A 23,757-nucleotide genomic window follows, 5' to 3' on the forward strand; every position below is an offset into this window, starting at 1 on the left:
CCTAGGGTGACCGGGTGAGCACTCCCGGAACTGCGCGACCCAGCGGCGCCGACACCGTCCCCCTCAGCGTGCGCGGAGCCGCCGCCTGGTCGTGGCGGCTGCTGCTGATCGCCGCGGGCGTCGCCGCCATCGTGTGGGTGCTCGGCCAGCTCAAGACGATCGCCGTGCCGGTCGCGATCGCCCTGCTGCTCACCATCCTGCTGGCCCCGATGCGTCGCGCGCTCGAGAACGTCCGGGTGCCACGGGGGTTGGCGACCGCACTGTCGATCCTCGGCCTCATCGCGTTCGTGACCGGCCTCGTCGTGCTGGCGGGCCAGTCCATCGTCAACGGCTTCCAGGACCTGTGGGACCAGGCCGTGGCAGGCTTCCAGGAGTTCCTCGACTGGCTGTCCTCAGGTCCGCTGGGCCTCGACACGGCCAGCCTGGACGACCTGACCCAGGAGGCGCAGGACCTCGTCGCCGGGCAGACCAGCACCCTCATCTCGGGGGCGCTCGGTGCCGCGACGACGGTCGGTCACGTGCTGGTCGGCGTCATCATCACGCTCTTCTGCACCATCTTCTTCCTCCAGGACGGGCGCACCATCTGGACGTGGGTCGTCAACCTGCTGCCCGTCGGCGCCCGGGAGCGGGTGCACCAGTCGGGTCGCCGCGGCATCGTCACGCTGTCGTCGTACGTCCGCACCCAGATCCTCGTCGCCCTCGTCGACGCGATCGGCATCGGCGTCGGCGCGGCGTTCTTCGTGCCGTCGCTCGCCGTCTCCATCGGGATCCTCGTGTTCGTCGGCTCGTTCGTCCCGATCCTCGGCGCGATCTTCACGGGCGCCATCGCGTGCGCGGTGGTGCTCGTCGCGGAGGGCTGGGTGTCGGCGCTCATCATGCTGGGCATCGTGCTGCTGGTGCAGCAGGCCGAGAGCCACATCCTGCAGCCCTTCCTCATGGGGCACGCCGTGTCCCTGCACCCCGTGGCCGTGGTCCTCGTGGTCGCGGCCGGCAGCCTCGTGGCGGGGATCATCGGCGCACTGTTCGCCGTGCCGCTCGCGGCGGTGCTCAACACCGTCATCCAGTACCTGCACGGGCACGACAAGTTCCCCGAGCTGGGCACCGACGACCACGTCCCGCTCCTGAGACGCCCCACGCGGGCCGACCTGCCCGGGACGCTGCTGTGGGTCAACCGGCCCGGCGCGTCGGCCGGTGAGGACGGCACCGCGGCGACCGCCGCGGGCCCCGGACCGACGACCGGTGGCACGGACGACACCGACCCGCCGGCGACGCGCTGACCTGCCGACCCCGGCGGGCACCGTCCCCCGCCACCCCATACTGGGGGGCGTGAACGCAGCGAATCCTCTCGACCGGGTGACCCTCGACGACGTGCGGGCCGCTGCCGAGCTGCTCGACGGCACGGTGACACGCACCCCGGTGCACCGTTTCCGGGCGCTCGCGCAGCTGGCGGGAGCCGACGTCGTCCTCAAGTGCGAGAACCTCCAGCGGGCCGGGTCCTTCAAGATCCGCGGCGCCTACACGCGCCTGTCGCGGCTCTCGCCGCAGGAGAAGCGGCTCGGCGTCATCGCGGCGTCGGCCGGGAACCACGCCCAGGGCGTGGCACTCGCCGCGCAGCAGCTCGGCATCCCCGCGGTCGTGTACATGCCGCAGGGGGCGTCCGTACCGAAGCTCGCCGCCACCCGCGGCTACGGCGCCGAGGTCCGCCAGATCGGCACCTCCGTGGACGACGCCGTCGTCGCGGCCCGCGCCGAGGCCGCCCGCACAGGCAAGGTGCTGGTCCATCCGTTCGACCACCCGGACGTCGTCGCCGGGCAGGGCACCGTCGCCCTGGAGATCCTCGAGCAGGTGCCCGACGTCGGCACGGTCGTCGTGCCGCTGGGCGGCGGAGGCCTGGTGGCGGGCATCGCGACGGTCCTCGCCGAGGCGGCACCGCACGTGAAGGTCGTCGGGGTCCAGGCGGCGTCCGCCGCGGCCTACCCGGCGTCGCTGGCCGCGGGGCACCCGGTGCCCGGCGTGCTGGGCGGCACGATGGCGGACGGCATCGCCGTCGGCACCCCGGGCGACGTGCCCTTCGAGGTGCTGCACCGGCTCGGTGTCGAGGTCCGTACCGTCACCGAGGACCAGATGTCCCGCGCGCTGCTGTACGTCGCCGAGCGCGCCAAGCTCGTGGTCGAACCGTCCGCCGCGGTCGCCGTCGCCGCCGTCATGGACGCGCCGGGAGAGCTCCCCGGCACGATCGTGCCCGTCCTGACCGGCGGGAACATCGACCCGTTGCTGCTCCAGCGCGTCGTCCAGCACGGCCTGGTCGCCGCTGGTCGCTACCTGCAGATCTCCGTGCGGCTCGACGACAAGCCGGGTGCGCTCGCCTCGCTGCTGGACACCGTCGCCGCCGCGGAGGGCAACATCGTCCGCGTCGACCACCGCCGGACCGACACCGCGCTCGAGGTGTCCGAGGTGCTGGTGACCCTGCAGCTCGAGACGAAGGGCCCGGAGCACTGCACGGCCGTCCTGGACCGGCTGCGGCGGGACGGTTACGCCGTCTCCTGAGATCTCTTCGGCCGCGGGTGTCGATCGGGGCGTCCTCCGTTCGTCGTGGTGATGACGCGACCGACCGGGCCGCGTCGGAACCGGAGGAGACGGACCATGCGATTCCTGACGACGATCCTGCGGGGAGGTCCCGCGGTGGAGCGCCACCGGCGGGCGGTGGCCGGCCGACGGTACGGTGTCGGCGACGGCATCGATGCCGCCGACGTCGTGCTGTTCGGGCCGGTCGTGTACACCCGCCCGGCGACCCGGACCCGTTGAGGAGGCCGTGATGCGCTACCTGATGCTGGTGCTCTCCACCCCGCAGGACCCGGAGCTGACGCCGCAGGACGAGGCGGGAGCCCCGTCGATCGAGGACTGGGTCGACCGCTACTACGGCGACGGCACCGCCACGGCCGGGGACCGGCTGCGTCCGCCGTCCGACGCCGTGGGCGTGCGCGTGCGCGGCGGGAAGGTGCTCGTCACCGACGGACCGTTCTCCGAGGCGAAGGAGGCGATCGGCGGCTTCGACGTCATCGAGGCCCCCGACCTGGACACGGCGATCACGGTGGCCTCCGAGCACCCGATGGCGCACGCGGGCGCGATCGAGCTGCGCCCGGTGTGGCCGTTGGACCTCGACGGCCGGGACGGGGAGGCGTGATGCGTTACCTGTTCCTGATCCACGAGCCCGACGTGCCCGACCGGGGCCCGACCCCCGACATCGAGGACTGGGTGCACCGGCACGACGCCGACGGCTCCCGCGTGCTCGGCGAGCGCCTGCGCCCGGCGGCGGACGTCCGCCGGGTGCACGTCCATGACGGCCGGACGGTGGTGACCGACGGCCCCTTCATGGAGTCCAAGGAGGTGATCGGCGGGTTCGACGTCGTCGAGGCCCCGGATCTCGCGACGGCGCTCGCCATCGCCGCGGAGCACCCGGGGGCGTGGGGTGGCTCGACGGTCGAGGTGCACCCGTTCTGGCCGACGGACGGCGACGGGTCGGCGTGACGGGCGCGGCCGGCACCGCGGTCGAGGACGCGTTCCGCTCCGAGTGGGGGCGCGTCCTCGCCGCGGTCGCGCGGTCCGCGGGCGACCTGGACCTGGCGGAGGAGGCCACCCAGGAGGCGTTCGCGACCGCCGTGCGGACGTGGGCCCGCGACGGCGTGCCCGACCGGCCGGGTGCCTGGCTCACGACGACGGCGCGCCGCCACGCGATCGACGTGCTGCGCCGTCGTCGCACCGAGCGGGAGCGCACCGGCGAGGCCGCCCGCCTCGACGAGCGGGTGCGGCCCGGGTCGGTCGGCGGACCGACGGCCGACCCGGTGCCCGCGGAGGTGGCCGGCGGCCTGGAGGACGCCGCGTGGGAGCTCGACGACCCGGACGGCGACCTGCTCCGGCTGCTGTACACGTGCTGCCATCCCGCGATCCCGCTGGAGGGCCGGGTGGCGCTCACGCTGCGGTCGCTGACGGGCATGACGACGCCGCAGGTGGCGCGCGCGTTCCTCGTGCCGGAGGCGACGATGGCGCAGCGGCTCGTGCGGGCGAAGCGACGCATCCGCGACACGGGCATCGTGTTCCGGGTGCCGCCGCCCGCGCTGCTGGCCGACCGGACGGCGGGTGTGCTGGCGGTGCTGTACGTGCTGTTCACCGAGGGCTACGACGCGTGGGCGGAGCCTGCGGACGCCGTCGAGGGGGCGGCGGAGCGTCGGGCCCTGGCGGGGGACGCCGTGCGGCTGGCCCGGCTCGTGGCGCGGCTGCTGCCCGACGAGCCGGAGGCGCGGGGGTTGCTCGCCCTGCTGCTGCTCCAGCACGCCCGGCGGGACGCGCGGACCGCGGCCGACGGCTCGGCGAGCGTCCTGGCGGAGCAGGACCGGTCGCGCTGGCGGGCCGACGAGACGGCCGAGGGGCTGGCCGTGCTCGACGACGCGCTCGCCGCGGGCCGGGCCGGCCCGTACCAGGTGCAGGCGGCGGTCGCGGCGCTGCACGCGCGGGCCGCGGGCGTCGCGGACACCGACTGGGTGGAGATCCTCGCCCTCTACGACGTGCTGGTGGCGATGACGAGCTCGCCGGTCGTCGAGCTGAACCGGGCGGTCGCCGTGGCGGAGGTGCACGGCCCGGCCGCGGCGCTGGCGGTGCTCGACGCGGTGGCCGACGTCCCGGCGCTGGCCGGGTACCACCTGCTGCCCGCCGTCCGCGCCGACCTGCTCACCCGGCTGGGCCGTCCCGCCGACGCGGCGCTCGAGCTGCGCGCCGCCCTGGCGCTCGTCGACCGGGAGGGCGACCGGCGTCTGCTGACCCGTCGGCTGGCGGACCTCGCCGCGGCCGCCACCCGCCCTCCGCGCGGGACCTGACCCAGGCCGTCGCCACCCTGGTACGCAACGAGCGTGCTGGCTTGGTACCCCAAACCACCGTTTGGGGTACCAAGCCAGCACGCTCGTTGCACGCCGGGGGGGGAGGGCCGGGCAGGGTCAGACGGTGGTGGGCTGCGGCTCGGTGAGCAGCGGGTAGACGCCGTCGGCGTCGTGCACCTCGCGCCCCGTGACGGGCGGGTTGAAGACGCACACGCACGTGATGTCGGTGCGCGGGCGCACCTTGTGCTTGTCGTGGTCGTTCAGCAGGTACAGCGTGCCGGGGGCCAGCGGGTGCACCTCGCCGGTGGCGAGGTCCTCGATCTCGCCCTCGCCGGACGTGATGAACACGGCCTCGACGTGGTTGGCGTACCAGAAGAAGCTCTCGGTGCCGGCGTACAGGGTGGTCTCGTGGACGGAGAACCCGACACCCTCCTTGGCGAGGACGATGCGCTTGGAGCGCCAGTTCTCGCTGCGGACGTCGGCGTCGGTGTCGGTGATCTCGTCGAGGGTGCGGACGATCATGGTTCCTCCTCGGTTCCGGGGGTGGGGGCGCTGCGGGTCGGGACGACGGTGGTCAGCCCAGGGCGACGGCGAACGCCTCGTCGAGGATCTTCAGACCGCGGCGCAGCTCGTCCTCGGTGATCGTCAGCGGCGGCAGGAGCTTGACGACCTCGCCGTCGGGACCCGACGTCTCCACCAGCAGGCCGCGGCGGAACGCCTCCTCGGTGACCCGCCCGGCGGTCTCGCCGTCGGGGAGCTGGAGGCCGCGGGCCAGGCCACGGCCCTTGGCGACGAGCCCGGCGTCCGGGTAGCGGGACACGACCGTGTTGAAGTGGCTCTCGACGAGGAGGCCCTTGGCGCGCACGGCGCGCTCCAGGGTGTCGTCGGACCAGTAGGTGCGGATCGCCTCGGACGCCGTCGCGAACGCGGGCGCGAAGCCGCGGAAGGTGCCGTTGTGCTCGCCGGGCTCCCACACGTCGAGCTCGGGGCGCACGAGCGCGATCGCCATCGGCAGGCCGTAGCCGGAGATCGACTTCGACAGGCAGATGATGTCGGGCACGATGCCGGCCTCCTCGAAGGAGAAGAACCCACCGGTGCGGCCGCAGCCCATCTGGATGTCGTCGAGGACGAGCAGGATGTCGTGCGCCTTGCACAGGTCGGCCAGGCTGCGCAGCCACTCGGCGCGCGCGGCGTTGATGCCGCCCTCGCCCTGGACGGTCTCGACGATGACGGCGGCCGGCTTGTTGAGGCCGCTGCCGGAGTCCTCGAGCATCCGCTGGAAGTACTGGAAGTCCGGCACGTCGCCGTTGAAGTAGTCGTCGTACGGCATGGGGGTGGCGTGCACCAGGGGGATGCCCGCGCCGCCGCGCTTCATGGAGTTGCCCGTGACGGACAGGGCGCCGAGCGTCATGCCGTGGAACGCGTTGGTGAAGTTCACGACCGACTCGCGACCGGTGATCTTGCGGGCGAGCTTGAGGGCGGCCTCGACGGCGTTCGCGCCGCCCGGGCCGGGGAACACGACCTTGTGGTCGAGGCCGCGCGGCTCGAGGATGTGCGACCGGAAGGTCTGCAGGAACTCGCGGCGCGCGGACGTCAGCATGTCGAGGGAGTGGACCATGCGGTCGTCGGCCAGGTAGTCGAGGAGGACCTTCTTCAGCACGGGGTTGTTGTGCCCGTAGTTGAGCGACCCGGCGCCCGCGAAGAAGTCGAGGTACTCGGTGCCGTCCTCGGCGAAGACGGTCGACCCCACGGCCCGGTCGAAGACCACGGGCCAGGCGCGGGAGTAGCTGCGGACCTCCGACTCGAGGGCGGTGAAGCCCATCGGGTCGGTGGCCTGGTCGTGCGTCGGGCTGGTCAAGGTTGTCACGAATGACACTCCTTCGATGGTGCGCGCCGGTGCGGTGAAGGGACGGGGCTGCGTCGTCACCTGCGCGCCGTACCGGCGCAGCCCGTGGTTCGTGGTGGTGCGTGTCAGCGTCGGACGCCGTCGACGACGAGCAGCGGCTCGGCCTCGTGGCCGTCCGGGAAGTGCTCGGCGTCGAAGCCGTCGGTCTCGGTGAGGGTGGCGCCGCGGGAGTCGGCCCAGCGGCGGAACACGCTGCGGGAGGCGGCGTTGTCGACGGTCACGGTGGTCGCGAGGGAGGTCACGGCCGGGAGGTCGTCGATGACGGCGTCGAGCAGGCGTCCGGCGACCCGGCGCCCGCGCGCCCGCTCGTCGACGGCGACCTGCCAGCAGAACCAGCGGGTCGCGTCGGCGGGCAGCACGTAGCCGGAGACGAACCCGACGACGTCGCCGTCGAGGGTGGCGACGCGGCAGGTGTCGGCGAAGTGGGTGGCCAGCAGCAGGTAGCTGTAGGACGAGTTGAGGTCGAGGCTGCCGGAGTCGCGGGCGACGCGCCACATCGCGGCACCGTCGGCGACGGTGGGGCGGCGGATCGCCAGGCGCGCGGGCTCACGCTCGACGCGCTCGGCGTCGTGGTCGTTCTCGTCGGAGGAGCGGTCACGGGGGGCTGTGTCGAAGATCGTCATACCGTCGACGACCATAGACACATGCGAGGCAATTTCTCACCCTGAACTTGACCAGATCGAGGGGGAGGGCACCGGCTTATCGCTGAAACGGTGCGGCACAGGGCGGAATCGACTCTCGTCGGCGTGTCGCGCTCTGGCGTGTCGCCCTGGGGCGGGTCCGTGGGCACCGTCGTCGGTGCCCACGGACGGGCGCGTCAGCCGTGGAACGGCTTCGCGGAGGTGATCTCCACGGGGATCTCGCGCCCGTTCGGCGCGGTGTAGCTGGCGGCGTCCCCGACCTTCTTGCCGTCGATCGCGGCACCCAGGGGGGAGGTCGGCGAGTAGACGTCGAGGTCCGTGGTGCCCGCGATCTCGCGGGAGCCCAGCAGGAACGTCATCTCGTCGCCGGCGACCAGGGCGGTGACGACCATCCCGGCCTCGACGGTGCCGTCGTCGGCAGGCGTGCCCACCTGGACGGTCCGCAGCTTCTCGGTGAGCTCGCGGATCCTGGCCTCGTTCTTCGCCTGCTCCTCGCGGGCGGCGTGGTAGCCGCCGTTCTCCTTGAGGTCGCCCTCGTCGCGGGCGGCGGCGATGCGCTCGGCGATCTCGGTACGGGCAGGGCCGGACAGGTGCTCCAGCTCCGCCTTCAACCGGTCGTGAGCCTCCTGGGTGAGCCAGGTGACGTTGTCGGCCACGGCTCTCCTTTCGTGGTGCTCGGTCATGCCCGGCGCGGGCCGCGCGCAGCCTGCCGACGGGCGTCGGCACGCGCGTCGGCTCGTGCGGGGCTGGCGTGTGAATCCCTCAGGATAACCGATGGCGGCGGGATTCCTGCCCGGTCTGCTGCCGATCGGGTGCCCGGCCAGGGGTGTCGCGACCGGTCGCGGTCAGTCGTCGACGACGTCGCAGCCCACGACCGTGGCCGTGGTCGCCTCCTCGGACGTGCCGACCGTCACCTCGTAGGCGCTGGTGCGGGTGTCGGCCGGCCCCACCTCGACGTCCAGCGTGCCGACCTGCGCGTAGCTGGGGGACAGGGCGTCGACGGTGCACACCGCGCGCGTGCCGGGCGGCATGTGCACCTGGAACGACGCGTCCACGTGCTCCGCGTCCACGACGTCGAAGCCGATGTCCTCGTACTCCACCGGCGAGGCCTGCTGCTGGACGGCCGTGTACCAGCCGACCGCGCCGACCGCCGCGGCGAGCGCCACGCCGATCGCGACCTTCCGCCCGCGCCCGGAGCCGCCGGTGGCCGGGCGGCGTGCCTTCCCGTACCGGTCGGACGGCCCGGTCGTCCCCGTCGGGGGCTGTGCCTCGCTCATGACACCATTGTGCTCGAAGCCCCGGCAGTCCCGAGCCTCCAGGAGGACATCCGTGACCGGTGAGACGCTGCGCCTCATGGCGGTCCACGCCCACCCCGACGACGAGTCGAGCAAGGGGGCCGCGACGACGGCCCGCTACGCGGCCGAGGGCGTCGAGGTGCTCGTGGTGACCTGCACCGGCGGGGAGCGGGGAGACGTCCTGAACCCGTCGTTCGCCGTCCCCGAGGGGCACGGCTTCGAGTCCCTGGAGGACAAGCGCGCGGTGCGCCGCCTGGAGATGGCGGCCGCCGCGGAGGCGCTGGGCGTGCAGCAGCGGTGGCTGGGCTTCGTGGACTCCGGCCTGCCGGAGGGCGACCCGCTGCCCCCGCTGCCGGACGGCTGCTTCGCGCTGCTGCCGCTCGAGGAGGCGACCGCGCCGCTGGTGGAGCTGGTGCGCGAGTTCCGCCCGCACGTCATGACGACCTACGACCCCTCGGGCGGCTACCCGCACCCGGACCACATCAGGTGCCACGAGGTGTCCGTCGAGGCGTACCACGCGGCGGGCGACCCCGAGCGCTACGTGGTCGAGGGCGGTGCCGCCCCGTGGGAGCCGCTCAAGCTGTACTACAACCACGGCTTCTCGATGGCGCGGCTGCGGGCCGCGCACGAGGCCATGGAGGGCGCGGGCCTGGAGTCCCCGTTCGGCGACTGGATCGAGTCCCGCACGGCCCGCGAGATCCCCGAGCGGGAGGTGACGACGCGCGTCGAGGTGGCCGACTTCTTCGACCGGCGGGACGCCGCGCTCGTCGCGCACGCCTCGCAGATCGACCCGGGCGGGTTCTTCTTCGCGGTCCCGCGCGACATCGAGGTGGACGTCTGGTCCACCGAGGAGTTCGAGCTCGCGGACTCGCGCGTGCCGACGTCGACGCCGGAGGACGACCTGTTCGCCGGTGTCCGGAAGGAGAGCTGAGTTGCCCTACGCGTTGGTCGGCCGACTGGCCGCGGCCGTGGACCCCACCCCCTCGCCGAGCCCGACGGCACGCCGCCTGGAGGACTGGCAGGTGACTCCGGGCCTGGAGGGCTTCCTGGCGACCTTCGGGGTCGCGGCAGTGGCCGTCCTGCTGTTCCTGTCGCTGACGCGGCACATGCGCAAGGCGAACGCGTACGCGCGCGAGCACGGCATCGAGGTGCCGCAGCGGCGCACCATCGGGTTCCGTGCCGACGCGGAGCCGGGGCCGGGCGCGAGCCCGACGGGACCGGACGGCGACGGCGCGGACTCGGCGGCTTCCCCGGGGCCGGACGGCGGCGGTGGTTCCGGCCGGGAGCCGCGCCCGGACGCACCGTGACCACGCGGGTCACGGTCGCGCAGGTCGCGGTCTCGGACGACCGTGCGGCCAACCGCCAGCTCGTCGCGGACGCGTTCGGCGCGGCCGCGAAGGTCGGTGCGGACCTGCTGCTCCTGCCGGAGTACGCCTCGGCGTACCACCCGCGCGGTGTCGGCGTGGAGCACGCGGAGCCGCTGGACGGGCCCTTCGTCGCCACGTTGCGGCGCCTCGCGGCGCAGCACGGCGTCGCGGTGCTGGCGGGCGTGACCCTGCCGGGCGCGGCACCCGCCGACGGGGAGCGGGCGCGGGCCGTGAACGCGGTCGTGGCGGTGGACGGCGCGGGCGACCTCGCCGGCGTGTACCGCAAGATCCACCTCTACGACGCCTTCGGCGCCCGGGAGTCGGACCGCCTCGAGCCCGGGCCGGTGGACGCCGCCCCGCTCACCCTGCGCGTGGGCGAGCTGACCTTCGGCGTCATCACCTGCTACGACCTGCGGTTCCCGGAGTCGGCGCGACGCGTCGTGGACGCCGGGGCGGACGTCCTGGTGGTGCCCGCCGCGTGGCTGGACGGGCCGGGCAAGGCGCTGCACTGGCGGACGCTGCTGTCCGCGCGGGCGATCGAGAACACGATGGTGACCATCGGCGTCGGCATGGCGGGCAAGGGCCTGACGGGCCGCTCGACCCTGGTGGGTCCCGACGGCGTCGTCGGGCTGGAGATGGACGAGACCCCGCAGTACCGCACGGTGGACCTCGACCCGGCCCCGCTGGCGGCGGTGCGGGCGGCGAACCCGTCGCTGGCGAACCGCCGCTTCACGGTGGTGCCGCGCTGAGCGTCGCGGCTCAGACGGTGAGGGTCGCGAGGTAGATCGCGACCGTGTGGCAGGCGAAGCCCACGACGGTCAGCGCGTGGAAGATCTCGTGGAACCCGAACCAGCGCGGCGACGGGTCGGGGAACTTCGTGCCGTAGACGACCGCGCCGAGGGTGTAGGCGAGCCCGCCGGTGACGACGAGCCAGACGATGGCGGGGCTCCCGTTGGCCCAGAACTGGTCGATGTAGGCGACGGCGACCCAGCCGAGCGCGACGTACACGGGGACGTAGAACCAGCGGGGCGCGTTCATCCACAGCACGCGCGTCAGCAGGCCCGCGACGGCGCCGCCCCAGACGATCCAGAGCATCGTGGTGGCGGTCTGCGGTGGCAGGAGCGCGACGGCGAGCGGCGTGTAGGTGCCCGCGATGATGAGGAAGATGTTCGAGTGGTCGAGGCGGCGCAGCACCGCGGCGACGCGGGGCGACCAGTCGCCGCGGTGGTAGACGGCGCTGGTGCCGAACAGCATGAGGGCGCTGAGCCCGAAGATGGCGGCGGCGACCTTGCCGGCGACCGGTTCGGCGAGCACGACGAGCACGATGCTGGCGGCCAGGGCGAGGGGGGTCGTGACGAGGTGGATCCAGCCGCGGAGCCGCGGCTTGAGCCTGCGGGCCTGCGCGGCGGCGGACGTGCCGACGCTCTGCACGGCCCCGGTCACCGTGTCGCGGGCCCCGGACGTGGCCCCGCGGGCGGCGGTGCCGACGTCGGCGGGGTCGGGCACGCTCGTGCGGCGCCTCCGGTCGGCGGTTCCTGCCACGGCACTCTCCTGGGTCTGCGGGGTCGGACGTAACCTACGCTTCCGTAGGTTACGGCAGCGGAGGGGGCGCGCGGACCCGATGTCGCCAGGGGCCTGTGAAGATCGTGCGACGGGTCCGCGCGGGGCGCGAGCGGCGGTCCGACGACGGCGGTGACGCCACGGCGCTGCAGGGTACCGTTGTCCCGATTCGTCCGCCCCGAGACCCCGAGGACCTCGTGCGCCTTCCCCACCCGCTGTACCGGCTCTACGAGCACCGGCTCGCGGCGTCGCTGACCGGCCCGGGCACCCCGCGGCACGTCGGCGTCATCCTCGACGGCAACCGCCGCTGGGCCCGGTCTTTCGGGGAGACGGCCGCCACCGGCCATCGCCGCGGTGCGGACAAGATCGCGGAGTTCCTCGGCTGGGCGTCGGAGCAGGGCATCGAGGTCGTCACCCTGTGGATGCTGTCGACCGACAACCTGGCGCGGCCGAAGGCGGAGCTCACCGACCTGCTCGACATCATCTCGGACGCGGTGAGCGATCTCGCCGCCACCGGCCGCTGGCGGCTGCGGGTCGTGGGCCGGCTGGACCTGCTGCCGGAGCGGCTCGGCCAGGCGCTGCGCGCCGCCGCGGCGGCCACGGGGGACGTGGACGGGCTGCAGGTGAACGTCGCCGTCGGGTACGGCGGCCGCCACGAGATCGCCGACGCCGTGCGGGCCTACCTGCGGGCGGCGGCCGACAGCGGCGCCACCCTGGCGGACCTGGCCGACAGCATCGACGTCGAGGACATCGCCGACCACCTGTACACCAAGGGCCAGCCCGACCCGGAGCTCGTCATCCGAACCTCCGGCGAGCAGCGGGTGGGCGGCTTCCTCATGTGGCAGAGTGCGCACTCTGAGCTGTACTTCTGCGAGGCGTACTGGCCGGACTTCCGTCGCGTCGACTTCCTGCGGGCGTTGCGCGACTACTCCCGGCGGGAGCGCCGGCTGGGGCGTTGACATCGGCGGGGGAGCCGGGACAGGGGGAGCGTGATGACCGCCTCGACGTCGAGCGTGCCGGGCACCGCCAAGGAGGCGGCCCGCACCTGGGAGGCGCTGTTCCGCACGCAGGTCACGCTGATGCGGCGCTTCCAGGCCGACGACGTGTGGGTCGAGCTGTCGATGCGCGAGTACGACGTGCTGTTCACCCTGTCCCGGGCCGACGACGGTGCGCTGCGCCTGCGCGACCTCAACGAGAACGTGCTGCTCGCCCAGTCGTCGCTGTCGCGGATGGTGGAGCGGCTCGAGACCCGCGGCCTGGTGACGCGGTCGGTGCCGTCGGACGACGCGCGGGGCACGCTCGTCGCGCTCACCCGGGAGGGGCGGCGCCTCCAGAAGCAGGTCGGACGCCGGCACGTGCGGGCGATGGACCAGTACGTGGGCTCCGCGCTGGACTCGGCGGAGCAGGCCGAGCTGACGCGACTGCTGGACCGGTTGCGCCGGGCACAGCCGGAGATCGCGGACTGGTCCCCGCCAGGCTGACGGCAAGCGCTATCCTCGCCGCGTGACACCGTCGACACAGCCCGCGTCCGTGACTCCCGCCGACCCTCCGCACGTGGTGGTGGCCCCCGACTCCTTCAAGGGCAGCCTGAGCGCGGCCGAGGTCGCCGCGGCGGTCCGGGAGGGCGTGCTCGCCGCGGTGCCGGGCGCCCGGGTCACCTGCCTGGCGATGGCCGACGGCGGTGAGGGGACGCTCGACGCGCTGGTCACCAGCTGGGGCGTCGACGTGCACGAGGTCGCCACGTGCGACGCCGTGGGCCGCCCCACCAGCGCTCGCTGGGCGGTGTCCCCGGACGGCCGGACCGGCGTCGTCGAGCTCGCGGAGGCGAGCGGGCTGCCCGGCGTCTCCGACGAGCCCTTGCAGGCCCTGCATGCGCACACGCGCGGCACGGGCGAGCTCGCGGCGGCCGTGCTGGACGCCGGGGTCGTGGAGGTGCTGGTCTGTCTGGGCGGGTCCGCGTCGACCGACGGCGGGTCCGGGGTGCTCGTCGGGCTCGGTGCCCGCCTGCTCGACGCCGACGGGGCGCCCGTCCCCGACGGCGGCGAGGGCCTGGCCCGGGTGGCACGGCTCGACCTCGACGGCCTGCACCCGCGAGCCCGGGAGGTGCGCTGGCGGCTCGCCGTGGACGTGACGAACCCGCTCGTGGGGGAGCTGGGCGCGGCCGCGGTCTTCGGCCCGCAGAAGGGTGCGAGCCCGGGGGACGTCGTCTTCCTCGACGAGGCGTTGACGCGCTGGGCCGCGCTGCTGGAGCGGGAGACCGGCGTGCACGTCCACGACCTGCCCGGCGCCGGGGCGGCCGGGGGGGTGCCCGCCGCCCTCGTCGCGGTGCTGGGCGCCGAGCCGGAGCCGGGTGCCGCCCTGGTCGCCGAGGCGGTCGGCCTGCCGGCGGCGGTGGCCGACGCGGCGCTCGTGGTCACCGGCGAGGGGTCCTTCGACTCCCAGTCCGTGCGCGGCAAGGTCGCCGACGGGGTGGCCCGGGTCGCGGCCGCGTCCCCGGCGCGGCCGCCGGTGGTGGTGCTGGCCGGTCAGGTGCTGCTGCCCGCCGAGCAGACCCGGGCCGCCGGCATCACGGCGGCGTTCTCCATCGCGCCCGGCCCGGTCGCCCTGGAGGACCTGCTGCCGCGCACGGCCGCACGCCTGACCGACCTGGCCGCGTCCGTGACCCGCCTGGCCCTGGCGCAGAGCTGACGGGCGTCGGTTGACGGACGGCGGGACCCGTGGGGTCGCCGCCCGCTCGATCTGACGGTCTGTGCTTTCAATGTCACGTCGGGAGCGGCGGCGATCGGTCGTGAGGCCGCGGGGGACGGGTGGATGATGGGTTCCATGCCTGCGACCCCCCGGTCACTCGACGTTGCCCCGTACGACGCGCTGCTGCTGTACTCCTTCGGCGGTCCGAACAAGCCCGAGGACGTCGTCCCGTTCCTGCGGAACGTGACGGTCGGCAAGGGCATCCCGGACGCCCGTCTGGAGGAGGTCGGCGAGCACTACTACGGGTTCGGCGGCAAGAGCCCCATCAACGAGCAGAACCTCGAGCTGAAGGCGGCGCTCGAGGCGGAGCTCGCCCGCCGCGGCATCGACCTGCCGGTCGTGTGGGGCAACCGCAACTGGGAGCCGTTCACCACCGACGCGATCGACGAGCTGGAGCGGATCGGCGCGCAGCGTGCCGTGGCGCTCGTGACGTCCGCGTACTCGTCGTACTCCGGGTGCCGGCAGTACCGCGAGGACCTCGCCGTCGTGCTCGAGAAGCGCGGCCAGCTCGACGACTCCGGCTCCACGGGTGTCGAGCTCGACAAGATCCGCTCGTACTTCAACCACCCCGGCTTCGTGCAGGCGAACCTCGACGCCGTCGCCGACGGCTTCGCGGAGCTCGTGGCGAAGGGCGGCGACCCGCGCTCGGCGCGCCTGGTGTTCGTCACCCACTCCATCCCGGACACGATGGAGGCCGCCTCGGTGGTCTCGCAGGCCACGTACTCCGCCCAGCACCTGGACGTCGCGCGCAGCGTGGTGGCAGGGCTCGCCGAGCGGCTCGGGCACGACGTCGCCTGGGACCTCGCCTACTGCTCCCGCTCGGGCCCGCCGAGCCAGCCGTGGCTCGAGCCCGACGTCAACGACCACCTCGAGGCGCTGGCCGCCGACGGCGTGACGGACGTCGTGATGGCCCCGATCGGCTTCGTCTCGGACCACATGGAGGTCGCCTACGACCTCGACACCGAGGCGATGGCCACGGCCGGCGAGCTCGGCCTCACGGCGGTGCGGGCGGGCACGGTGAGCACGCGGGAGCCGTTCGTGCGCGGCCTGGTCGACCTGCTCCTGGAGCGCGCCGCGATCGCGCGGGGCGAGGACGTCGCCGAGGCGACGGTCGGCGACCTGCCGCCGTTCCGCTCGGTGTGCGCGCCCGGCTGCTGCCTGCGCCGCGACGGCGAGCCGAGCGGCGTGCCCGCCCTGTGCGGCTCCGGCCTCTACTCCTGATCCCTGCCACCGCGCCCCGACCCGAGGAGACACGGCACCCATGAGCGACACCCACGTCCACGGCGACACGGGCCACGACGTCGACACCGCGGCGATCAACGCCGGCATCCGGTACACGATGTGGTCGGTGTTCGCGCTGACGGAGACGCTGCCCGCGGCCACCTCGGCGCGCGCCGCGATGGTCGCGGAGGCCGAGGACGCGGCCTGGGGCGGCGCCTCGGAGCGCGACGCCGCGGCGACCGAGGGCGACGTCGTCGTGCGCGGCTGGTACGACGTGGGCGGGCTGCGCGGCGACGCGGACCTCATGCTGTGGACGCACGGGCCGAGCATCGAGGCCGTGCAGGCGGCGTACCGCCGCGTCCGTGCGACGGCGCTCGGCCGGGGTCTGGAGCCGGTCTGGTCGGTGGCGGCGCTGCACCGGCCGGCGGAGTTCAACCGCGGTCACGTGCCCGCGTTCCTCGCGGGCGAGCAGCCGCGCGACTACCTGTGCGTGTACCCGTTCGTGCGGTCCTACGACTGGTACCTGCTGCCCGAGGGGGAGCGCCGCACGATGCTGCGGGACCACGGCATGGCCGCCGCGGGCTACAAGGACGTGCGGGCGAACACCGTCTCGGCGTTCGCCCTCGGGGACTACGAGTGGCTGCTGGCGTTCGAGGCGGACGAGCTGCACCGCATCGTCGACCTCATGCGGGACCTGCGCGACACCGAGGCCCGTCGCCACGTGCGCGAGGAGATCCCGTTCTTCACGGGCCCCCGCACGACGCTCGCCGCCTGGGCGGACGCGCAGCCGCTGGACTGACGCGCGCGGCGGTCCGCGTGCCGCCGCCGAGATGCTCAGCATGCTGATCTTTGTCATGCTGGACGCATGAGCGCACCGACCGGCACCTCCGCAGGACCGACCGCCGCCGACCGGGTCCGGCAGGTGGTGGTGCTCGTCGGTGCCCTCGTCGCCGTCGCCGCCGCCGCGATCGGCGCGGGGGCGTTCGGCGGGCAGCCCATCGAGCAGGCCGCGGACGGCGCGCTGTCCGCCGAGGCGACGGTCGTCGCGCCCGACAACCCGGCGTTCCGCATCTGGTCGGTCATCTACCTCGGCCTCGTCGTCACCGCCGTCGTCCAGGCCCTGCCCGGGCGCGCCGCCGACCCGCGCTGGCGGGTCACGAGCTGGTGGGTGCTCGCCTCCATGGTGCTCAACGCGCTGTGGATCGGGGTCGTGCAGGCCGGCTCGGTGTGGGGGAGCGTCGTCGTCATCGCCGTGCTGCTCGTCGTGCTCGGCATCCTCGTCGACCGCCTGGTGCGGCACGCGCGCACCCGCACCCTCGACGGCGTCGTCGTCGAGGCGACCGTCGGTCTCTACCTCGGTTGGGTGAGCGTCGCGACGCTCGCGAACGTCGCCGCCGCGCTGGCCTCCGAAGACGTCGGGGAGCTCGGCCTGGGAGCCAGCGCCTGGGGTTCCACGCTCGTCGTCGCCGGCGCCGTCGTCGCGGTCGGCGTCGCCGCGCGCACCGCCCCGCACCGCCCCGTGATCGCCGTCGCGACCGGCCTGGCCACGGGGTGGGGGCTCGCCTGGATCGCCGTGGCGCGCTTCCAGGGACCGCTGCTCGACGACACCGTCGCCTATGCCGCCGTGCTGAGCGCCGTCGTCGCGGCGGTCGTGCCCGTCGTGCTGGTGGTCGTCGCCCGACGACGTCGCTGACCGGTCAGCGGGGGAGCGTCCCGGTCACGACCAGCCCGCCCGCCCCGTCGGCAGTCGGTGGTCCCGGCGCCGCACGCTCGTCCCACGGCTCGTCCCACGGCTCGTCCTCGGCCGCACCGCGGACGACGGCGGCCGTCAGGCCCGCCGCCCGCATCACGGCGGTCGCGGCCTCGACCTGCCCGGCACCGACCTCCACGAGCAGCGACCCGCCGGGAGCGAGCCAGGGTGCGGCCTCCCCGGCGACGCGCCGCACGACGTCGAGCCCGTCGTCGCCGCCGTCGAGCGCGACCACGGGCTCGTGCTCGCGGGCCTCCGGCGGCAGCGTGCGCAGGGTGCCGGTCGGCACGTAGGGGGCGTGGCAGAGCAGCACGTCGACCCGGCCGCGCAGCCCCGGCGGCAGCGGGGCGAACAGGTCTCCGGTGTGCACGATGCCGCCCAGCGGACCCACGTTGGTCACGGCGTGCGCCGTCGCGACGGGGTCGAGGTCGCTCGCGTGCAGCTCGACGGCGGTCCCGCCTGCCCGGGCCGCCAGCAGCAGGGCGCCGCCCACCGCGCCGCACCCGCAGCACAGGTCCAGCACGACCGCGGGCACGGGCGGCGGACCGGCGGTGCCGCCGGTGGGCAGGAGGCCCGCCCCGACGTCCACCAGCAGCTCGCTGCGGCGACGCGGCACGAACACCCCCGGCCCGACGGACCAGCGCCGCCCGGCGAGCTCCGCCCAGCCGAGGACGTGCTCCAGCGGCTCGCCCGCCACCCGGCGAGCCACGAGCGCCTCCAGGGCGGCGCCGTCCACGCCGTCCGGCGCACCCGCTTCCGGGAGCCGGGCCGCGTCGAGCAGCAGCGCCGCCTCGTCCTCGGCGAACACGCAGCCCGCGGACCGCAGCCGGGCCACCAGCCCGGCGGCCACCGGGACGGCCCGCCCCGCACCGATCCCGGGGGAGGCGTCGCCGTCCGCCGCCGGACCCCGCGCGGCGCGGCTCAGGGGTACAGCCCGCGGATCTGGTGCGCCTCGGCCGTGCGCTGCACACCGATGATCAGCGCCGCCTCCCGCAGCGACAGCCCGTCGCGGCGGGCCAGCGCCGACACCGACGCGTACGCCGACGCCATGCGGCGGGCGAGCTTCTCGGCGATCTCCTGCTCCGTCCACCAGTACGCCTGGTTCGCCTGCACCCACTCGAAGTAGGACACGACGACGCCGCCCGCGTTCGCGAGCACGTCCGGCACCACCGTGACGCCCCGCGCGGCCAGGATCTCGTCGGCGGCCGTCGTGGTGGGGCCGTTCGCCCCCTCGACCACCCAGCGCGCCCGCACGGTCGGCGCCGTCGCCGCCGTCAGCACGCCCTCGACGGCGGCCGGGACCAGGACGTCGACGTCGAGGGCCAGCATGTCCTCGTTCGACACCGGGTCCGCGCCGTCGAACCCGACGACGGTCCCCGTCTCGGCGACGTGCGCCACCAGGCGTGCCACGTCCAGACCGGCGTCGTCGCGGACGCCGCCGTACTGGTCGCTGACCGCGACCACCCGGGCCCCGCGCTCGGCGAAGATCGCCGCGGCGTGCCCGCCGACCTTGCCGAAGCCCTGGATCGCGACCGTCACCGCCTCCAGCGGGACCTCCGCCTCCTTGAGCGCCGCGGCCGTGACGTGCACGATCCCCGCGCTGGTCGCCGTGCCGCGACCCAGCGACCCGCCGACCGCGAGCGGCTTGCCCGTGACGACCGCCGGGATCGTGTACCCGCGGTTCACGGAGTAGGTGTCCATGACCCACGCCATCGTGCCCGCGTCCGTGCCCATGTCCGGCGCCATGATGTCCGTGTCCGGGCCGATGACCGGCATCAGCTCGGACGTGTACCGCCGTGTCACGCGCTCCAGCTCGGCCGACGAGTGCTCCCGCGGGTCGATGCCGATGCCGCCCTTCGCGCCGCCGAACGGCAGGTCCGCGATCGCGCACTTCCAGGACATCCACATCGCCAGCGCCCGCACCTCGTCGATGTCGACGCTCGGGTGGTAGCGCAGCCCGCCCTTGCCGGGCCCGCGGGACACGTTGTGCTGCACCCGGAACCCGTGGAACAGCACCGAGGAGCCGTCGTCGCGGCGCAGCGGCACCGCCACGTGCATCTCACGGCGCGGGGTCGCGAGCATCTGGTGCAGTCCGTCGTCGTAGCCCAGGTGGGCGACCGCCGTCGCGAGCTGGTGGTGCGCCGTCGCCAGGGGCGAGGCGTCGGCCGCGGGGGCCGGGCGGGTCGACGTCGTCGTCAACGGGTCCTCCTCGGAGGTTCGGGGGCGGGTCCTGGGGTGGTGGCCCCGCCGGGTCTCGCGGTCCGTTCCGGGCCACAAGGAGAACGTACCCCCGTCCGGGCGTCGGAGGCTTGGCAGCCAGCCGCGCCGCCGGCGCCGGATCCGTACAAGACGCCCACGGCCCCGCGGGGGCACAGTGGAGGCATGAGCCTTCCTGTCCCCGAGCGCGGCACCACCACCCCTGGGGCCGCCGACACCCCCGCGCTGGTCGAGGACGCCGTCGCCCTCGCCCACGCCTGGATCGCCGCCGCCGACCGGGCCGGCGCCACCACGACCCGCGCCGACCGGCGCACCCGCGCGACCGCCGAGCGTCTCGGCGCCCTCGTCGCCGACCCCGCGGGCCTCGAGCTCGCCGTCGGGTTCGTCGACGACGTCGCCCGCCCGCAGGACGTCCGCGTCGCCGCGAAGGCGCTCGCCCGGCTCGGCGGTGACGCCGGGGCCGCGTCGTTCCTGTCGCCGGTGGACCGCACCCTGTTCAAGGTCGGCGCGGCCGTCGCCCCGACGCTGCCGTCCGTGGTCGTGCCCGCCGCCCGCGTGCGGCTGCGCCAGCTCGTCGGGCACCTCGTCGCCGACGCCGGCGCGGGCCTGGGCAAGCACCTCGCGCGCACCCGCGCCGAGGGCTACACCCTCAACGTCAACCTGCTCGGCGAGGCCGTGCTCGGCGCCGACGAGGCCGACGCCCGCCTGGGGCGCACCCTGGAGCTCGTGCGGCGCCCCGACGTCGACTACGTGTCCGTCAAGGTGTCGTCCGTGGCCGCCCAGCTCGTCACCTGGGACCTCGAGGGCTCGCGCCGCCGCGTCGTGGAGCGCCTGCTGCCGCTGTACCGGGCCGCCCGCGACCACGGCGTGTTCGTCAACCTCGACATGGAGGAGTACCGGGACCTCGCCCTGACGACCGCCGTGTTCCGCGACGTCCTCGACCGGGACGAGCTGCGCGACCTCGAGGCCGGCATCGTGCTCCAGGCATACCTGCCCGACGCCCTCGGCGCGCTCGACGAGCTCACCGCGTGGGCGCAGCAGCGTGTCGCCGCCGGCGGCGCCCGCATCAAGGTGCGGCTCGTCAAGGGCGCCAACCTCGCCATGGAGCACGTCGAGGCGGAGCTGCACGACTGGGAGGTCGCCACCTACCCCTCCAAGCCGGACGTCGACGCGAACTACGTGCGTCTGCTCGACCACCACCTCACCCCCGAGCGCACCGCCGCCGTGCGGGTCGGGGTCGCCTCCCACAACCTGTTCCACGTCGCGCTGGCGGTGCTGCTCGGCCGCGCGCGCGGCGTCAGCGAGGGCCTCGACGTCGAGATGCTCCAGGGCATGGCCCCGATCGAGGCGCGCCTCGTCAAGGGCGAGGTCGCCAAGGACGGCGGGCGCGTCGTCCTCTACACGCCCGTCGTGCGCCCCGAGGACTTCGACGTCGCCATCTCCTACCTCGTGCGCCGCCTGGAGGAGAACGCCGCCGCGGCCAACTTCCTGCACGCGTCGTTCGCGCCCCCCGCGCAGGTGCCCGGCGTCAGCGGCACCGCCATGGAGCGGCAGGAGGTCGCGTTCCGCGCGTCCGTCACCCACGGCGTCGACTACGCGCCGCAGGACGTCGCCCCGCGTCGCCGCACCCGCTTCGCACCTCACGGCGTCCCCCCGGTCGGACCCGACGCCGGGACCGGACGGACACCGGCGGACCGTCCGGGATCGCCCGCCGGGTTCCGCAACGCCGCCGACACCGATCCCGCCGTCGCCGAGCACCGGGCGTGGGCCGCGCGCCTCGTCGGCCCCGACAGCGGGTACGTGCCCGTGCAGGCCCCCGAGGTCGCCGACGTCGCCACGATCGACACGGCCGTCGCCCGCGCCGTCGAGGTGGGCCGCGCCTGGGCCGCCGTCGCGCCCGGCGACCGGGCCCGCGTCCTGCGCGACGCCGCCCGCCGGATCGAGGCACGCCGCGGCGACCTCGTGGCCGCCGCCGTGCACGAGGCGGGCAAGACCGTCGCCGAGGCCGACCCCGAGATCACCGAGGCCGTCGACTTCGCGAACTACTACGCCGCCGCCGCCGAGGCCCTCGACTCGATCGACGGTGCCGACTTCCGCCCCGACGGCGTCACCCTCGTCACCCCGCCGTGGAACTTCCCCGTCGCCATCCCCGTGGGTGGTGTCCTCGCGGCGCTCGCGGCCGGCTCGGCCGTCCTCGCCAAGCCCGCGCCGCCCACGCCGCGCTGCTACGAGCTGGTCGTCGAGCCCGTGCGCGACGCGCTCGCTGCCGCCGCCGCGTCGCTCGGCCTGGCCGACGACGTCGCCCGGGACGTCGTGCAGTACCTGCGGGTGCCCGACGGCGACCTCGGCCGGCACCTCGTCACCCACCCGGACGTGGCGCGCGTCGTCCTCACCGGCTCGATCGAGACCGCCGAGATGTTCGCCCGCTGGCGCCCCGAGCGGCCCGTCCTCGCCGAGACCTCCGGCAAGAACGCGCTGATCGTCACGCCCTCCGCCGACCTCGACCTCGCCGTCTCCGACGTCGTCCGGAGCGCCTTCGGGCACGCCGGGCAGAAGTGCTCGGCCGCGTCCCTGGTGATCCTCGTCGGCTCCGTCGGCGACCCGACCACCACGACCGGCGAGCGGTTCCGCCGCCAGCTCGTCGACGCCGTCCGCTCGCTCGCCGTCGGTCCGTCGACCTCCCTGTCGACCGTCATGGGGCCCCTCACCGAGCCCGCGACGGGCAAGCTGCACCGCGCCCTGACCGCCCTGGAACCGGGGGAGTCGTGGCTCGTGGCACCACGCCGCCTCGACGACGTCGCCGTCGACGCCGGGCTCGACCCGGACCGCCTGTGGACCCCCGGCCTGCGCGACGGCGTCGCCCCCGGCTCGTTCTTCCACCTCACGGAGGTGTTCGGACCGGTCCTCGGCATCATGCGCGCCGACACCCTCGACCAGGCGATCGACCTGGCGAACCAGGTGTCGTTCGGCCTCACCGGCGGCATCCACTCCCTCGACGCCGACGAGGTCGCGACCTGGCTCGACACCGTCGAGGTGGGGAACGCGTACGTCAACCGACACATCACGGGAGCGATCGTGCAGCGACAGTCGTTCGGCGGCTGGAAGGGATCCGCCGTCGGACCGGGCGCCAAGGCCGGCGGGCCCAACTACGTCGCCCAGCTCGGCGCCTGGGCGGACTCCGCCGACGTCCCGGCCCGCACCGGTGACCCCGAGGCGTGGCTCGCGTGGGCCGAGGCGTCCGACGCCGCCGCCTGGGCGCGCGAGTTCGGTACCGGGCACGACGAGTCCGGCCTGGCCGTCGAGGAGAACACGTTCCGCTACCGGCCCGTCGAGCAGGTGACGGTCCGCGTCGGGGACGGGGCCCTGCCCGTCGAGGTGCGCCGGGTGCTCGCCGCCGCCCGCCGGGCCGGGGTGCGCGCCGTCGTCGTGCCCGACTCCGACGCCGGCTGGGGCGTGCCCCACGAGACCCCCGTGTCGCACGAGGCGTTCGCCGCCGCCGTCGCGGCCGGCGAGATCACCGGCCGCATCCGTGTCGTGGGCGCCGCCCCCGGGCTGCGCGCCGCCGCCGTCGGTCGCACCGGCGCCGTCACCGTCCTCGACCAGCCGGTCGTCGCCGCCGGCCGGCGCGAGCTGCTGACCTTCCTGCGCGAGCAGGCCGTCAGCCGCACCCGCCACCGCTACGGCCACCTGCGCGCCTGACCCGTGGTCGCGGCGGGCAGCCGCCCGCCGCGACCGCTACAGGCGCCAGGCGTCGTCGTAGTCGGGGTGCCCGGCATACGGCATCGCCATCGACCGGAGCATCCGGTCGCCGACGTAAGCGACACCGCTGCGCTCCCGGGAACCGAGCGCCCGGTCGAGGTCGCGGTCCATGTCCAGACCGGTCGCCTCGTAGGCCAGGTCGAGCATCAGGCGCCGCGCGTTGACCTCCGCCAGGATCCGCGCGGGCCGCCAGCGCACGATGTGGTCCGCGAGCTCGTCGTAGCGCGTCGAGAACGGGGGAGAGTCCAGGCCGGTCGAGATGAGATCCGCAGCGCTGGCGACCTTCTCGTCCTCGTCGAGCCGTGCTTCGAGGAACTCGGTGATGCTCATGGTCCATGCCTCTCGTGGCTGCGACGTGCTCCGTCCAGTACCTCACGGAACCCGGGTCGACGCGCGGCCGTCGCGCCGCACGCCGACCGGAC

The 23,757-nt window shown here is 74.7% G+C and carries 25 protein-coding genes; 16 read left to right on the top strand and 9 right to left on the bottom strand.

Annotated features, from left to right (window positions below; all coding sequences use genetic code 11):
• Positions 1-14: 14 nt before the first annotated feature.
• The 6 genes from I598_RS16175 to I598_RS16195 all read left to right on the top strand — a co-directional run bounded on the left by I598_RS16175 (position 15) and on the right by I598_RS16195 (position 4,871).
• Positions 15-1,277 (top strand): AI-2E family transporter, encoded by a 1,263-nt coding sequence (locus I598_RS16175; RefSeq protein ID WP_068204168.1) that lies wholly within the window; start codon positions 15-17, stop codon positions 1,275-1,277.
• Between the two features lie 49 nt (positions 1,278-1,326).
• Positions 1,327-2,547 (top strand): threonine ammonia-lyase, encoded by a 1,221-nt coding sequence (gene ilvA, locus I598_RS16180; protein WP_068204170.1) that lies wholly within the window; start codon positions 1,327-1,329, stop codon positions 2,545-2,547.
• Positions 2,548-2,643: 96 nt separating this feature from the next.
• Positions 2,644-2,805 (top strand): hypothetical protein, encoded by a 162-nt coding sequence (locus tag I598_RS17765; protein ID WP_157557274.1) that lies wholly within the window; start codon positions 2,644-2,646, stop codon positions 2,803-2,805.
• 10 nt (positions 2,806-2,815) lie between these two features.
• Positions 2,816-3,184: a YciI family protein gene (locus I598_RS16185; protein WP_068204172.1), complete on the top strand. Its 369-nt coding sequence runs from the start codon at positions 2,816-2,818 to the stop codon at positions 3,182-3,184.
• Positions 3,184-3,528, top strand: coding sequence for a YciI family protein (locus I598_RS16190; protein ID WP_068205373.1), 345 nt, complete (start codon positions 3,184-3,186; stop codon positions 3,526-3,528). The genes I598_RS16185 and I598_RS16190 overlap by 1 nt, the downstream gene beginning before the upstream one ends.
• A complete protein-coding gene (locus I598_RS16195) occupies positions 3,525-4,871 on the top strand; it encodes an RNA polymerase sigma factor (protein ID WP_068204174.1) in 1,347 nt (448 codons plus the stop codon). The genes I598_RS16190 and I598_RS16195 overlap by 4 nt, the downstream gene beginning before the upstream one ends.
• 117 nt (positions 4,872-4,988) lie before the next feature.
• On the opposite strand, the gene I598_RS16200 is transcribed toward I598_RS16195, so the two are convergent.
• From I598_RS16200 to I598_RS16220, 5 genes are all read right to left on the bottom strand, one after another.
• On the bottom strand, positions 4,989-5,393 hold the full coding sequence (locus I598_RS16200; RefSeq protein ID WP_068204176.1) for an ectoine synthase: 405 nt from the start codon (positions 5,391-5,393) through the stop codon (positions 4,989-4,991).
• A gap of 52 nt (positions 5,394-5,445) precedes the next feature.
• Positions 5,446-6,693, bottom strand: coding sequence for a diaminobutyrate--2-oxoglutarate transaminase (gene ectB, locus I598_RS16205; RefSeq protein ID WP_068205374.1), 1,248 nt, complete (start codon positions 6,691-6,693; stop codon positions 5,446-5,448).
• Between the two features lie 149 nt (positions 6,694-6,842).
• On the bottom strand, positions 6,843-7,400 hold the full coding sequence (gene ectA, locus I598_RS16210; protein WP_083973640.1) for a diaminobutyrate acetyltransferase: 558 nt from the start codon (positions 7,398-7,400) through the stop codon (positions 6,843-6,845).
• A gap of 194 nt (positions 7,401-7,594) precedes the next feature.
• Complete coding sequence (gene greA / locus I598_RS16215) at positions 7,595-8,101, bottom strand: transcription elongation factor GreA (protein ID WP_068204178.1); 507 nt, start codon at positions 8,099-8,101, stop codon at positions 7,595-7,597.
• Positions 8,102-8,263: 162 nt separating this feature from the next.
• Complete coding sequence (locus tag I598_RS16220) at positions 8,264-8,695, bottom strand: DUF4307 domain-containing protein (protein WP_068204180.1); 432 nt, start codon at positions 8,693-8,695, stop codon at positions 8,264-8,266.
• A gap of 76 nt (positions 8,696-8,771) precedes the next feature.
• Between I598_RS16220 and mca the strand changes: the two genes are divergently transcribed.
• From mca to I598_RS16235, 3 genes are read left to right on the top strand one after another with little or no spacing between them, the layout of a single operon-like run.
• Positions 8,772-9,644, top strand: coding sequence for a mycothiol conjugate amidase Mca (gene mca, locus I598_RS16225; RefSeq protein WP_068205376.1), 873 nt, complete (start codon positions 8,772-8,774; stop codon positions 9,642-9,644).
• 1 nt (position 9,645) lies between these two features.
• Positions 9,646-10,020: a hypothetical protein gene (locus I598_RS16230; RefSeq protein WP_068204182.1), complete on the top strand. Its 375-nt coding sequence runs from the start codon at positions 9,646-9,648 to the stop codon at positions 10,018-10,020.
• Positions 10,017-10,829: a carbon-nitrogen hydrolase family protein gene (locus tag I598_RS16235; protein WP_068204185.1), complete on the top strand. Its 813-nt coding sequence runs from the start codon at positions 10,017-10,019 to the stop codon at positions 10,827-10,829. Before I598_RS16230 ends, I598_RS16235 begins: the two co-directional genes overlap by 4 nt.
• A gap of 10 nt (positions 10,830-10,839) precedes the next feature.
• On the opposite strand, the gene trhA is transcribed toward I598_RS16235, so the two are convergent.
• Positions 10,840-11,622, bottom strand: a complete 783-nt coding sequence (trhA, locus tag I598_RS16240) for a PAQR family membrane homeostasis protein TrhA (RefSeq protein ID WP_418268500.1) — start codon at positions 11,620-11,622, stop codon at positions 10,840-10,842.
• Positions 11,623-11,837: 215 nt separating this feature from the next.
• Between trhA and I598_RS16245 the strand changes: the two genes are divergently transcribed.
• From I598_RS16245 to I598_RS16270, 6 genes are all read left to right on the top strand, one after another.
• Positions 11,838-12,599 (top strand): isoprenyl transferase, encoded by a 762-nt coding sequence (locus I598_RS16245; RefSeq protein ID WP_068205378.1) that lies wholly within the window; start codon positions 11,838-11,840, stop codon positions 12,597-12,599.
• Between the two features lie 33 nt (positions 12,600-12,632).
• Positions 12,633-13,121 carry a MarR family winged helix-turn-helix transcriptional regulator gene (locus I598_RS16250; protein WP_068204187.1) on the top strand — a complete coding sequence of 163 codons (489 nt, stop codon included), beginning with the start codon at positions 12,633-12,635 and terminating at the stop codon, positions 13,119-13,121.
• Positions 13,122-13,143: 22 nt separating this feature from the next.
• Entirely contained in the window at positions 13,144-14,328 is a 1,185-nt protein-coding gene (locus I598_RS16255; RefSeq protein WP_232314202.1) for a glycerate kinase, read from the top strand.
• 135 nt (positions 14,329-14,463) lie between these two features.
• Positions 14,464-15,609 carry a ferrochelatase gene (locus I598_RS16260; protein WP_068204191.1) on the top strand — a complete coding sequence of 382 codons (1,146 nt, stop codon included), beginning with the start codon at positions 14,464-14,466 and terminating at the stop codon, positions 15,607-15,609.
• Positions 15,610-15,649: 40 nt separating this feature from the next.
• A complete protein-coding gene (gene hemQ, locus I598_RS16265; protein WP_068204192.1) occupies positions 15,650-16,408 on the top strand; it encodes a hydrogen peroxide-dependent heme synthase in 759 nt (252 codons plus the stop codon).
• 66 nt (positions 16,409-16,474) lie between these two features.
• Positions 16,475-17,302: a hypothetical protein gene (locus I598_RS16270; RefSeq protein ID WP_068204194.1), complete on the top strand. Its 828-nt coding sequence runs from the start codon at positions 16,475-16,477 to the stop codon at positions 17,300-17,302.
• Positions 17,303-17,306: 4 nt separating this feature from the next.
• On the opposite strand, the gene I598_RS16275 is transcribed toward I598_RS16270, so the two are convergent.
• Both I598_RS16275 and I598_RS16280 read right to left on the bottom strand, forming a co-directional pair.
• Positions 17,307-18,209, bottom strand: a complete 903-nt coding sequence (locus I598_RS16275) for a putative protein N(5)-glutamine methyltransferase (protein ID WP_068204196.1) — start codon at positions 18,207-18,209, stop codon at positions 17,307-17,309.
• A 71-nt stretch (positions 18,210-18,280) separates the two neighbouring features.
• A complete protein-coding gene (locus tag I598_RS16280; RefSeq protein ID WP_068204197.1) occupies positions 18,281-19,558 on the bottom strand; it encodes a Glu/Leu/Phe/Val family dehydrogenase in 1,278 nt (425 codons plus the stop codon).
• Between the two features lie 183 nt (positions 19,559-19,741).
• Here I598_RS16280 and I598_RS16285 point away from each other — a divergent pair, with 183 nt between their 5' ends.
• A complete protein-coding gene (locus tag I598_RS16285; RefSeq protein WP_068204199.1) occupies positions 19,742-23,275 on the top strand; it encodes a bifunctional proline dehydrogenase/L-glutamate gamma-semialdehyde dehydrogenase in 3,534 nt (1,177 codons plus the stop codon).
• 36 nt (positions 23,276-23,311) lie between these two features.
• Here I598_RS16285 and I598_RS16290 read toward each other — a convergent pair whose 3' ends face one another.
• Positions 23,312-23,665, bottom strand: a complete 354-nt coding sequence (locus I598_RS16290) for a DUF6221 family protein (RefSeq protein WP_068204201.1) — start codon at positions 23,663-23,665, stop codon at positions 23,312-23,314.
• Between the last annotated feature and the right edge of the window lie 92 nt (positions 23,666-23,757).

Origin of the sequence: Isoptericola dokdonensis DS-3 (genome assembly GCF_001636295.1) — a bacterium.
Lineage (GTDB): Bacteria > Actinomycetota > Actinomycetes > Actinomycetales > Cellulomonadaceae > Isoptericola > Isoptericola dokdonensis.